We start from the raw sequence: 12,313 nt of genomic DNA, 5'->3' as shown, positions 1-12,313 counted from the left end.
GTTCCACCCATGAGCAACTGCCGTGGTTTCCCCCACTCGCGCTTTGCATCAAGACACGGTTTTAAGCACTTAAAACAGGTGAAATTGCTTTGGCAAGCAGCTAATTTCCCCCTCGGGAATTGGTACTCATACCCAGCCTTGGATGTACTGAATCAGTAAGGTTTCCAGGAGGAAGGATTAGGGTGTAGGTTTATCCATACTATGATAAGCGTGTTATCAACTAGCTTAACATCTGAAATTTTGCCCAAGATACTCTTTTGGGGTTTCATCACTGTCTGCAGAGCATTTTAGTCAGCCTGATCCTCAACTTTGCTAATTCAGGTCAAGAGTGCCTAATCCTTGGTATTAAGCAGTTTTTCAGTCTTAGGCAGAAGCTCTAGGGGTATTCTTTGAGCTTTATTATGGTTTTTGTAAAGATTTTGACAAGACTCGTTGACACTCCCCGGCCTGTTCGCGTAGCGTCGGCTTTGCCGAAAGGCTTGGGGATTCTTGCTTGGCCGTAGGCCACGCTACGCGAACAACGATTCGACTTACTCAATCTGGTCGGAACCAGAAGGAATAGAGGCCAAATCTCCACAAGTGTTCGGGTCTACGACCCAGGTTCCGGTGTGCCCCACCGTACCCAAGGCTATGCGCGAGTATGTTGATGGCGGCACTGTGGTCTCTATCTAGCTGACAACCACACTTGCAGGTATGGGTTCGAGTTAATAGTGACTTCGTGACCACCTCACCACAACTAGAACAATTCTGGCTAGTATAGGCAGGGTTTACTGCAACAGTTATCCTGCCATATTTATCGCCAAAATGCTCCAACCATTTTCTAAACTGATACCAACCTGCATCATTAATAGACTTAGCAAGGCAGTGGTTTTTGACCAGATTTTTTACCCTTAGGTCTTGCCTTCGGCACGCTGCGCGAACGTAGGCGATCAAATCGTTAGACTGAGCTACGCAACGTGCGAGGGATTGCTCGCGCAGTGTTCTTCACGTTGCCTACTTATCCTTAGGTGTGCCCTACCTAGTTTGTTAATGGCTTTTCGACGGTTAGCAGAGCCTTTATTTTTTCGGTAAACCCGACGTTGATAAAACTTGAGACGCTTTTCACCCGTTCTATAAAACCGAGGGTTGGGTTGTGTATTGGCGTCGGAATCCGTATAGAAATCCTTCAGTCCTAGATCTAGCCCGACAGTGTTTCCAGTTGGTTTTAATTTTTCGTTGATATCAACTGAAACACAGAACTGGACGTAGTACCCGTCAGCCCGTCGAACTATCCTAACCCTCTTAATTTGTTTTTTGTCGAAGCGCCACAAGTCCCAAGTACCTTTGAGTTTTAGTTTCCCAATACCCTTATTGTCCCTAAACGTTATCGACTTTTTGTCAGGGGACAATTTCCATCCGGACTGCTTGTATTCAACAGAGCGGCAGTGTTTTTGGAACTTCGGAAAACCCTTTTTTCCAGGTACTTTTTTCTGGCAATTATCGTAGAAACGGGATATCGATGACCGGAGATGAAACCTTAGAATAGTGGAGCCTTTATAGGCGATAGGCTATGCAGAAAAGGGTTAAAACTCATGAAATAAGGCTCCACTATTCTTACGGTAACTTCTAACCATGCCCTTTCAGCCGCAGCTTGGCGGGCAGTAGAGTTTAATTCATTGGCAAAAGGGAACTGCTTAGCTAAAACTTTGCAGTATTTGCTTAAGTCATATTTACCAGTCCCTTTCTTGTCCATCCATAGCCTAATGCAACTATTTCGGATAAATTTCATTGTCCGAATAGCTTCATCAATGGCTTGGTATTGGTGCTTTTTACCTTTGGCTTTAAACTCTAAAATAATCATTTACCTAAGGTCACGCTCCGCGAAGGTATATCCACCTTTACCTGTAACATTTTATTATACCACACGAGCGCGAAAATCGTCAGGATAATTTTCAGTAAAAACCCGTCCTAGAATCCTAGAAGGGAGCAGGTCAATTTTGTAAGAACACTTGAACTACAAACTCTTGAACTATAGTGTTTTCCGGGATTGAGTACCAGTTATCAGTCGTTTTAGTACATTTATTCTACGAATTTGACATGCTCCCGTCCTACAAGGACGGGGCTTTAGACCCAGTTTTTTGGTAATTACTGAGTCTTGGGGTTTCACCCCATCCGTAGGTGAATTTTGAGGATAGCTTTGAGCGGCTGCATCAAGACAACTATAAACCTGGTTTTAACGGTCTTGATGGGTAAGTCCTGATTATCTTGCTTTAAGAGGTAAGATCCTCAATCGAGTAACTCAAAGGACTTGATCTCTAACACCGGACCAATCATCGCAAAGCTCATCACATCCTCTCGCACCTCTCCTGTAACCGTGACCTTTATTCCCGATTGCTTTAACTCTGGGGGAGTGTCCTTGAGTTCATAGGTTTCCCCTGAGTCAGAAACCAGTGCCCAGGCTCCTGACCCCATCTCTTTGCGCTCAATCACGCCTGTGATGCTGATCGTCATGCTGATTGTTTCTCCCCTTGAACGGCTAAATAAGCTAGTCCAAAACAGAGCAAGGCATTGGCAATCAGGAACACCCGAGACAAAACCCCGCCTCCAAGCCAGATTAGCTCAGGTGAAACCACAGCACTCACGGCTAGGCAACTGGCCACACCGAGAGCTGAACCAACTGCTAACCACTTCCATTGTGGATGTCCTAACAGTAGGGCGATTAAAATAAATGGAATCACAACACTGGCAAATAGAGGGTTGAGAAAACTGCTGCTGCCAATAGCGCTACCCAATTCTGGAATCGAACTGCCCATGACTCGGAAGGGCCATTGGGGTAAGTCAAAGATATACAAACCTTTCAGGAAGAATAATCCTGAACTCCCGGCTACTAAGCCAGTGGCAAGAGACCAACTCCAAGTAAAGGGAAAATAATTGCGCAAGAACCAGGCCAACAGGTAGGAACCTAGTACCATAGCAATCTTTGGCCACAGGGCGATCACACCACCGTCAATCCAAAAGCGAGGATTGAGATAGCCGTTATCCCGTAACCAGCGGAAGAAGTCTTGGAAGGTAATTTGTCCTTTCAGAGCGAGTTGAACGGCAGCACCAGCATCTAATTGTCCAGCACCATAGTGGTTTAGGGGGTCATCTTCTATAGCTCGGGTGGACTGCTTGAGTACATTCAATACATCAGCAGGGTCTTGAATCCCACTAGCTTTGATTAAAGCTGCCACACCAGCAACATGAGGCGATGCCATACTGGTGCCTTGGAAGCCAGCAAATACAGGGGTGCTTGTTTCTCCATCAATCGTCTCTTGCAAAATCTTACCATTTTCACTGCCACCAGGGGCTGAGATATCTACCCCAGCACCAAAGTTAGAGTAGGGAGCTTTCAGACCTGCGGAATCAAGGGCAGAAACACCAATAACATGGGGATAGCGGGCGGGATAAGCGGCAGCATTTTGGTTAGAGTTACCAGCAGCAGCCACTAGGACAACACCTTTGTGGTAGGCATAGTCGATTGCCTCTGCCATCAGATTGCTTTCACCAGCCCCCCCTAAACTCATGTTGATCACATCTACCTCATGATCAGCGGCAAAGCGAATCGCTTCCGCAATATCAGCCACTGTACCACCACCATTGGCTGCCAATACCTTCAGGGGCATCAGGCTAGCTTCGTAAGCAATTCCGGCAACACCGTAACCATTGTTGGTAGATTGGGCAATAGTACCGGCTACGTGAGTACCGTGACCTTGATCATCCCATGCTTCAATCCGGTCATTGACAAAGTCGTAGCCTTCAACAAATTCAGTATCTTTCAAATCTGGGACTGCGCTGACCCCAGTGTCAATCACTGCTACTGTTACCCCACTACCCTTGGTTTCATCCCAGGCAGATTCTACATTAATGCTGCGCAGGTTCCACTGCTTACTATAGTCAGGGTCATTGGGAACCTCGAAGGCACTATAGGTATAGTTCGGTTCAATATATTCTGTTGCTTGGGATAGTCCTGATTGTTTCAGGGTATTCAGCAGTTGTTTATCTCCTTTTAGGATATAAATGTGATCCGCTGCTGAAAATTCACTATTGAGTTGGGGATTAACCTCGTATTGTTGTGCGATCGCTTGCAATTGCTCATTAAGTTGAGCAGCTGGGATATCTTCCCGGAAGTCGATTACAATCGACTCAAAATTCCCCTGATTTGCCAATCCTTTAAAGTTAAACAGGGCAAAACCCAGCCCTACTACAAACAGACACAGTATCAAAAATTTTCTCATGGCAATCTGTCGCTGGTTCGCGAGTCTTTAATCACCACGATAACTTATATAGCAAAGGGAGTAGGGAGTAGGGAGTAGGGAGTAGGGAGTAGGGAGTAGGGAGTAGGGAGTAGCGATGCAGCGCGGCCAAAAGCAGTTAACCAAGGCTGAAGGGGCAACAGGTCAGCTAGAATCTTTGTAATTTATTTACAAAATCCCAATCATGCTACTTTGGTAACCTTGCTAGTTTGGTTTTTTCATGTTCAGAATACTTTAATTCCCGAGCTCGACCTGCCCCTGTTTTAGTCACCCAAACTGAATTAAAGTTTTCCAGCATAATGTTGGTAGAGTTAATCTTTTCATTGGTTCCCATTGGCTCAATAATTGTATTGGAATTAGGGAAGACAAAAACAGGGATAGAAACCCGACTATTGGGGCTTGTATGAATCACTTCATGGGCAGTGCTGACAAATAAGCCATTCGTCCAGTATTGCAACATATCCCCCAAATTAATCACAAAAGCATCTTCTAAACAAACCGCATCAATCCAGGCATTTTTGGCATAAACCCGTAGGGAAGGGGTTGGGAAATACTCTTGGATTAACACGGTGAAGATGCCGGTATCTGTGTGTTTTCCGGCAATGCCATACTCAGGAGGATAGTAATTGGCTCGATAGATCAGGATTGGATCGTCAAAATAAGGGTCAAACCAATCCGGGTCAAGGTTCAAAGCAACAGCCAGTGCCCTGAGAAGGTGGGGAACAATTTTAGTCATAATTTCCCCTTGAAGCTGATAGTGGGATGCAGCAAAACCAGGCGCTACAGTATCATCAGGAATCAAGGTCGGGCCAGTAAATGGCTTGTCTGAAGGTGGATGTTCAATTGCCTTGGTCAAACAGTTCCTTGGAATCAGGACCAACGTCTTCATGGAGGATTTCGCCGTAAACGGGAAAGTAGCCCCTAGACGTATTGGGATAAACGGTTTGTTTGTTTTGGCCGTAGGCTTTTTTGATTTGCTCTGGCAACTGGAAAAAGTTACGAGAGCTGTCGATGGTTTGTTGAACTAAATCGGCATAAATGCCATGATCTTTCAAATAGAAAAAACCATGTTATAAGCAGATGTTGTAGAGGCGCTTATGTTCTTCGTTGCCTGATTTAGACCCATTGAGGTCTTTTAATTTTGTTAACGAGATTACGGGTAAGGTATTCATTTATAAATCTCCTGATTCATGTAGCAATTAGCGCGATACGCTACGCGATCGCAACTAGAGCAAATTCTCAAACGTTATGAAAGCACACAAAGCTGAGAACCAAGTCCTAACCTAGAACTGGACTAATTTTTTTCCACAACCATTCTGGTATTGTATGGTGGTCTTCATAAACTTTACCAAATTGATTCTGAATTTGCTGAAAATAATTTTCTACCGATTTACCACTATTCTGTAAGGGTGTCAAAATTTCCCTTTCAAAGAGATCCATTGCTTGGTTTGTAACACCTTGTTGATAAAGCTTGTAAAAATAAAGTTGAGTTTCCTCGTTCATTCCTACGCATTCCCATGGAATGTAACCCTTTAGCCCTAGTAATTCTGACCAAATATCTAAATTTTCTTCCATGGTGAAGAGGTCTTTTCCAAAAGCTTTGATTACCTTTTCCCTATCTCCATAAGCGCAGAAACCAGCAAAGACATAGCAGCATTTTTCACAACGGCAACACCAAGGTTTTTGGATATTACAGGAATTTGTTGCGTAAGGAAGCTGGTCTCCTAATTTAAAAACTAATTCAAATATTTTGACATCGTGAATGGCTTTGATTAAACTGGTATGATTAATATTGGTAAACAGTCTTGCCATCTGTTCTTCGGTTTTTTCACTACCTTCTAAGCTTTTTTCCCATTGATGTCTGACTGCTTCTCCTGAATGTTTATCAATTAAATTATGAGCATCAGCACTTTTTTCGTGACCAACTAGCAGCAGAGGAATTTTATGAATTGCCTGAATGGGTGCTAGAATAAAAGGTAAAACGATACATTCTCCAGTAGCAGCAGTCCCAAAAAGTTTTTTGTACTCAAAATAGTCTTGAGTGCGAGCAGATATGTTAAAATTATTAACTCTTTGTTCAAGCCAAGGGTAATAAAAGTCCTGAAAGTAGATATAATGTTGCTTTCTGTAGTTTAAATGTTGACTTGCTTGAGTAAAAAGTTCTTTTTGTTCTTCAAGATCGCCATAGACATTGTATAAGCAAGTTAAAATATCGTAATTAATTCCAGCTTTTTGTAAAATTAGACTGCATAGTAAACTATCTTTACCTGAACCAGAACCTATAATTGCATCTACAGCGCCTTGTTCGGTTTTTAACTTGAAAATAGGATAAGTTATATCTTGACCTAGTACTGATTCGTTAACTTTTATTTCTGGACTTTGGAATGCAAGTTTGCCGACTTGATAGCGCTTTTCACTCCAGCATTTAGGAATTATATTCTTCAGGAAATCAAGCAATTCTTTGTCAATGAATTGACTATATTTACTGAAGTCAAGTTTTTGGGGAACTACAGAAGAAAAACGTAGGATAGATAGTACAGCAATAATGACAGCCCAACATTGTACCTGAGAAGAATAACCTAAATTTTTATCTTCTAAACTGATGGAGTCATACTTTATAGAACAATCAATTTCTTCCCCGTCTAGGAGATAGCGGAACCATATTTCATCAGGTTTCACTAAAACCTTTTCTAGGTACACTTCTTCGATCAGAAAGTCATCAAATTCTTGGCAGTCGAAATGATTTTTATTTTCTAATATTTGCATTTTGCTTTTATTTTATACAAACCTTACCTGAATCTTGAAATTTTAACTTATTTCTTTTGCTCGACCGGCTCCTTCATTGGTTTTCCAAATTGATTGGTAATCTTTCAGCATTACCTCGATAGCGTTAACAAATTGCCTAGAAGCAGCGATAGTGTATTCTATAACTTCTTTGGCAATACCATAATCATTCAAATATAAAAAACCGCGATGGTCGCAAGCAAGATACAATCGTTCGATCTCGTGCAGCTCTCCTTGTCCTAACTTTTTGAGGTAAATAATTGGCAAGTTTTCCATAAAATTACTAAAAATTTTACTCCTAATCTCGTAGACTTTTTGATTGCATACAAACCTGTTATTGATACACCGCGATCGCCTCACCCAAAACATCAAGTTTTGGCTCTACACCAAGCCCTCGAGCTTCTGGCGCAAAAGTCTTACCCCCTTGATTGCAGGCACCACCTGTAGCTGTGTCAACCGTGAGCATATCATGGCATAACCAAGTTGCCCGCAAGTGGGTTTCTGAGGTACTTTGAGCCAGATGTACAGCTGCGATATCTGCAATTATACTACCCTTTTGCGTAGGATGGATTGAACTAAAAAAACTCAACAGATACACCAGCTAAGGGGATCATGTTGGGTTTCATTCTTCAACCCAACCTACGGGCTTCGCCACCTATGCTGCTGTGTTCACCATTAAGCCTTCACCAAACCCTAAAAGCCCAGTAGTGAGCACCTTGTTCAGCAAGGTAGGGGCCGTCAATAATGGAGCTGACAAGCTTGACCTTGTTTTCAGCTTGGAGTTGATCGCAAACCTCTTGAAAATCTGTGCTGTCGTAATAACTTTTACGAGTACTCACAACCACTAATCCCCCCGGCTTAGTAAAGCGAATCATTTCTTCGAGGGCTGTGGGAGGCACATGACCGAGGGTGAAAACTCCGCAACTAATCGCAGCATCATAGCGATTATCCGGGTAGGCTTCGATGGCTTTAGTCATATCGCATCCTTCGGTTAAATTGCGATAAACCTAGGTTTTTTCAGCTTCTTCAACCATGCCATGGGACAAATCAAACCCATCAACATTTTGATAGTCTTTGCGACGTAAAGCAATACCGACAAGGCCTGTCCCACAGCCTGCATCTAAAATTTCGATTTTGGGATTCCGTAAATTCAAAAACTTGCCATCCTGCTTGGGTAACAAATCCAAATAGGTAGCAATGTAATCCGGGCCACAATAGTCTTCATTCTCAACATCTTGGTCATAAGCCCTTGACCATTAATCATAGTATTGCTTGAGATCTTCAGCCTTTCCAGAAAACTTTTGGGCTTCCTTGATCGCATCAAAACTATTAACTGTATTGGCACTTTTGGGTTCAGCAATGGTTATCTTAAAAATAAATACCTCTTGTTGTTGACAACTTTTGACATCTCTGATGTCTAGAGGGCTAGAAAGTAGTTATCAGCCCAACTCCTATCAAGAGAAACCTCTAGTGCGGAAGAGTTGCAAAAATTTTAGTCATCATCGGTTGATAAACCCCATGACAACATTGTTTTCCAAAGTCGAACTACTTAATCTTGGCTAGGGATGGTTGATCAGGATAATCGGAATCATCGTGATCACAGACCCAACTGGTAGCATAGCTCCACCAGACAACTTCCTTTAAGGGGTCTCTCGTTAAGCCCGTATTTTTCCCTAGCATTTATGCCTCTCGTAGAATAACATAGTTTGTGCAAGTGACCAAATTTTTGAGCAATTTTGCAATTTCGATCGCGCTGTAATCTAGCTATCACAAGGGATAGTTTTAGTGTTACGAAATTTTACGTCGGCCTCGGCGATAGTTGCTATTCACTATCAACCAGGAGGCAACACCTATAGCATTTATCAATCCCATGAGGTACTTAACCCGGTGGGTTTTAGGGAGTAGGGAGTAGTGACGGGTGCGCCGACATAAAGGGGGTTAACCCATCACCGACTACATCAAGACAGGGATAATAAACTTGAATGTACTTAATAAGTATAATTAACCCTATAGTGTCGATAGACATGATATTTGATAGGGGTTTGCGATTTCCTGAAGTACATAGTTTTCAGTTTTCACGGAGTAGGAATTACCTCTAACCCCCCTTAGGTGTTAGGCTGTGAGTCAAATATAAAAATAATCAAAAATAGTTCGAGACAGTTGCTAACGATCGCCTCAATGGTCTGTTTTCTTAGTCTGATTGGGAATCACTTCGCCTCGTAAAAGCTCTACAATCTAACCGTAGCCCCATTCCTCGTGGCCTTATATAACACACGCTATGCCCGCCTATCTGTGATGCTTGATACAAATTCAGTTTTAGACGTATTACGACCGGTACAAGACCCCGAACTCCAGAAGAGTTTGGTGGAGTTAAATATGATCCGCAATGTCAAGGTTGACAACGGTATAGTGAGTTTTACCCTAGTGTTGACCACCCCAGCTTGTCCCTTGCGGGAATTTATTGTAGAGGATTGCCAGAAGGCAGTGAAACAGCTATCGGGAGTAGAAAATGTAGTAGTCGATGTTACCGCTGAAACACCTCAGCAAAAATCCTTACCTGACCGCACTGGTATTGAGGGCGTGAAAAATATTTTAGCCATTTCCAGTGGTAAGGGGGGCGTCGGTAAGAGTACTGTTGCGGTAAATGTGGCAGTTGCTTTGGCTCAGTTGGGGGCTAAAGTCGGTCTCCTAGACGCTGATATCTATGGTCCCAATGCTCCAGCCATGCTGGGATTAGCTGATGCCAAAGTCATGGTTCAGAAAGGAAAACAGGGGGATGTGATCGAGCCAGCCTTCAACCACGGTATCAAGCTAGTGTCCATGGGATTTCTAATTGATCCAGACCAGCCAGTGATTTGGCGCGGACCGATGTTAAATGGAATTATTCGCCAGTTCCTCTATCAAGTAGAGTGGGGTGAATTGGACTATCTGATTGTGGATATGCCACCAGGCACTGGGGATGCTCAGCTAACCTTAGCCCAAGCAGTACCGATGGCAGGAGCGGTCATTGTGACAACACCCCAAAATGTCGCTCTGTTAGACTCCCGCCGAGGGTTGAAAATGTTTGAGCAAATGGGAGTCCCGGTGTTGGGAATCATAGAAAATATGAGTTACTTTATCCCACCAGACTTGCCCGATCGTCAGTATGACCTGTTTGGCTCTGGAGGAGGTGAAAAAACCTCAAAAGAACTAGGGATTCCCTTGCTCGGTTGTATTCCCCTAGAAATTTCCCTACGGCAGGGAGGGGATCAAGGATTGCCCATCGCTGTTGGCAATCCAGAGTCAGCCTCGGCTAAAGCACTGATAGCGATCGCATCTCAGATTGCTGCCAAAGTTTCCATTGCTGCCCTGTCTAATTAACTTCCATTGCTGCCCTGTCTAATTAACAAAGGCTTGTAGGCAAAAGGCAAAAGGGATGCAACTCGAAAATAGAAAATGGAAAATCACCATTAACAATTTTTTAATCGCTAATGGCTAATAAACTATTGTAGATTTAAACTGTATATTAGTGAAATAAAATAAAAAAGATAGAGACCAGTTCCCTTTGGCCTTTTGCCTTTTGGTAAGCATTCAGTTATCAGCTTACGCCTTTGGCTTTTTGCCTTTGGCCTTTGGCCTAAAGCCATTGCTAAAACAGGAAAGTATTAAGCGAGAGTTAGCCACTCAATTCATTGAGTGGACGTGGAGCGAGCCGGGATTCATCCCGGCTATCGTGTTCTATCAAGGAAGTCGTTCAGTTCTTGCTAATATTTCAAAATACTCTGAGAGACTTAATCCGGATTCCTTTGCCATTTTTTTAAGTTTGCTCCAGCCTTCCTGAGTAACTGATACACTGTACGATTTTTTTCGTTCACCGTGGAGGCTTGGCCTTCCTTTTCTGACATTTTGTTTAGACATTTACTTGACATCCTAATTATTGCGGTATACAATTAAATTAACACAGCAAAAGGTCGATGCAAAATGTACGGTTGTCAGCAACACCTAATAACTACTACTCCTGATAATAAAGCCGTAATAGAGTTTATTTGCTCTGAGTCCAATAAGCTAACGAACTGCGGCCTTTATTACTGTCGGCAAATCTTATTTAAAGCAGGTAAGTATCTCAACAACGCAGAGCTGGACAAAATAATGAAAACTAACGTCCACTTCAAAGCAATGAGGTCTGCCTGTGCTCAACAAACCTTGCACGGAGTTGTTGAGTCTTTCAAATCTTACAAAGCCTTAAATAAGCTGTATAAAAAAGGCAAGTTGACCAATAAGCCAAGAGTTCCTAACTACAGAAGGAAAGGTGGGATGGCCATAGTTAGTTACCCTGCTCGATGGGTAAAGCTAGTCAATGGTCAACTTAAATTTCCCTTGGGGAAACAGGTTAAAGCATGGTTTGGGATTGACCACTTCATCCTTCCTATGCCCTCTAATATTGATTTTAAATCAGTTAGGGAATTTCGTTTTGTTCCGAGAAACAATTACTTCTACTTGGAATTCGTATACAAACAGCCAGATCTGCCAACTGTTTCGCCTACCAACAATACCTTGGGCATTGACCCGGGACTAAGTAACTGGTTAACTTGCGTCTCAACGACCGGAAAATCGTTTATCGTTGACGGAAGAAAGGTAAAATCTCAAAACCAGTGGTACAACAAAAAGGTCGCAAAACTAAAAAAAAGTAAGCATCAAGATTACTGGGACGAACAGTTAGCTTTTCTGACTGAAAAGCGTAACAGGCAAATGCGTGACAATATCAATAAAGCTTCCAGGTTTGTTGTTAACTGGTGTTTAAGGAACGGAATTGATACCGTAGTATTTGGGTGGAACAAAGGCAATAAAGACGGTATCCAAATTGGAAAAAAGAACACTCAGCAGTATGTTCAGATTCCAACAGCAAGATTAAGGGGTCGGCTAGAACAGTTGTGCATCCAGCACGGCATCAAATTCATTGAGACCGAAGAAAGCTATACCAGCAAAGCTAGTTTTCTAGATAATGACTTTCTACCTACATTTGGTGAAAAACCCGTTCGCGTAGCGTGCGCCAAAGCGCAAGGGTGGAAGCAATCTGGGAAGCGGGTTAGGCGTGGCTTGTATCGGTCAGCCAATAATGAAATTGTCAACGCCGATTGCAACGGAGCCAGGTGTGATTCGTTAGCTAGAAACCATATTCTATAAAGGATTTGGGGGATTAGCTGCTTGGTTATAGAACCATGACAACTTGATAACCATGATGGTGAAAATCCATCCCTCGTGAAATCCGAGTGACA

General features: G+C 42.9%; 14 protein-coding genes and 1 pseudogene. 3 read left to right on the top strand and 12 right to left on the bottom strand.

The genetic code is table 11. The features are described from left to right. Window positions 1-530 precede the first annotated feature (530 nt). The 12 genes and pseudogenes from F6K63_RS18315 to F6K63_RS18255 form a co-directional block, all read right to left on the bottom strand. A pseudogene (locus tag F6K63_RS18315) lies at window positions 531-1,840 on the bottom strand (RNA-guided endonuclease InsQ/TnpB family protein). 425 nt (window positions 1,841-2,265) lie between these two features. Next, the gene (locus F6K63_RS18305) at window positions 2,266-2,490 is read right to left on the bottom strand and encodes a hypothetical protein (RefSeq protein ID WP_008186190.1); all 225 of its coding nucleotides are present in this window, start codon (window positions 2,488-2,490) and stop codon (window positions 2,266-2,268) included. Further along, on the bottom strand, window positions 2,487-4,256 hold the full coding sequence (locus tag F6K63_RS18300; RefSeq protein WP_008186187.1) for a S8 family peptidase: 1,770 nt from the start codon (window positions 4,254-4,256) through the stop codon (window positions 2,487-2,489). Before F6K63_RS18300 ends, F6K63_RS18305 begins: the two co-directional genes overlap by 4 nt. A 205-nt stretch (window positions 4,257-4,461) precedes the next feature. Next, window positions 4,462-5,130 carry a 2OG-Fe(II) oxygenase family protein gene (locus F6K63_RS18295; RefSeq protein ID WP_287312829.1) on the bottom strand — a complete coding sequence of 223 codons (669 nt, stop codon included), beginning with the start codon at window positions 5,128-5,130 and terminating at the stop codon, window positions 4,462-4,464. Next, a complete protein-coding gene (locus tag F6K63_RS18290) occupies window positions 5,114-5,329 on the bottom strand; it encodes a 2-oxoglutarate and iron-dependent oxygenase domain-containing protein (RefSeq protein WP_287312828.1) in 216 nt (71 codons plus the stop codon). Before F6K63_RS18290 ends, F6K63_RS18295 begins: the two co-directional genes overlap by 17 nt. Before the next feature lie 223 nt (window positions 5,330-5,552). Then, a complete protein-coding gene (locus F6K63_RS18285; protein WP_287312827.1) occupies window positions 5,553-7,040 on the bottom strand; it encodes a MurL C-terminal domain-containing protein in 1,488 nt (495 codons plus the stop codon). Between the two features lie 42 nt (window positions 7,041-7,082). Then, window positions 7,083-7,334 carry a 2-oxoglutarate and iron-dependent oxygenase domain-containing protein gene (locus F6K63_RS18280; RefSeq protein ID WP_287312826.1) on the bottom strand — a complete coding sequence of 84 codons (252 nt, stop codon included), beginning with the start codon at window positions 7,332-7,334 and terminating at the stop codon, window positions 7,083-7,085. A gap of 58 nt (window positions 7,335-7,392) precedes the next feature. After that, window positions 7,393-7,647, bottom strand: a complete 255-nt coding sequence (locus tag F6K63_RS18275) for a hypothetical protein (RefSeq protein ID WP_287312825.1) — start codon at window positions 7,645-7,647, stop codon at window positions 7,393-7,395. Between the two features lie 94 nt (window positions 7,648-7,741). Then, a complete protein-coding gene (locus tag F6K63_RS18270) occupies window positions 7,742-8,035 on the bottom strand; it encodes a class I SAM-dependent methyltransferase (RefSeq protein WP_287312824.1) in 294 nt (97 codons plus the stop codon). 30 nt (window positions 8,036-8,065) lie between these two features. Continuing rightward, entirely contained in the window at window positions 8,066-8,245 is a 180-nt protein-coding gene (locus F6K63_RS18265; RefSeq protein ID WP_287312823.1) for a methyltransferase domain-containing protein, read from the bottom strand. A 358-nt stretch (window positions 8,246-8,603) separates the two neighbouring features. Further along, on the bottom strand, window positions 8,604-8,738 hold the full coding sequence (locus tag F6K63_RS18260) for a hypothetical protein (RefSeq protein ID WP_287312822.1): 135 nt from the start codon (window positions 8,736-8,738) through the stop codon (window positions 8,604-8,606). A gap of 214 nt (window positions 8,739-8,952) precedes the next feature. Continuing rightward, window positions 8,953-9,084, bottom strand: a complete 132-nt coding sequence (locus F6K63_RS18255) for a hypothetical protein (RefSeq protein ID WP_287312821.1) — start codon at window positions 9,082-9,084, stop codon at window positions 8,953-8,955. A 266-nt stretch (window positions 9,085-9,350) separates the two neighbouring features. On the opposite strand from F6K63_RS18255, the gene F6K63_RS18250 reads away from it, so the two are divergent. From F6K63_RS18250 to F6K63_RS18240, 3 genes are all read left to right on the top strand, one after another. Beyond that, window positions 9,351-10,418 (top strand): Mrp/NBP35 family ATP-binding protein, encoded by a 1,068-nt coding sequence (locus F6K63_RS18250; RefSeq protein WP_502708327.1) that lies wholly within the window; start codon window positions 9,351-9,353, stop codon window positions 10,416-10,418. Between the two features lie 184 nt (window positions 10,419-10,602). After that, on the top strand, window positions 10,603-10,878 hold the full coding sequence (locus F6K63_RS18245) for a hypothetical protein (protein WP_287312820.1): 276 nt from the start codon (window positions 10,603-10,605) through the stop codon (window positions 10,876-10,878). 140 nt (window positions 10,879-11,018) lie between these two features. Then, window positions 11,019-12,221 carry an RNA-guided endonuclease InsQ/TnpB family protein gene (locus tag F6K63_RS18240; protein WP_287312819.1) on the top strand — a complete coding sequence of 401 codons (1,203 nt, stop codon included), beginning with the start codon at window positions 11,019-11,021 and terminating at the stop codon, window positions 12,219-12,221. Window positions 12,222-12,313 lie beyond the last annotated feature (92 nt).

It is taken from the genome of Moorena sp. SIO1G6 (assembly GCF_010672795.1).
GTDB lineage: Bacteria > Cyanobacteriota > Cyanobacteriia > Cyanobacteriales > Coleofasciculaceae > Moorena > Moorena producens.
The sequence above is the reverse complement of the archived record's forward strand: the minus strand, read 5'-3'. Positions and strand labels throughout refer to the sequence as shown.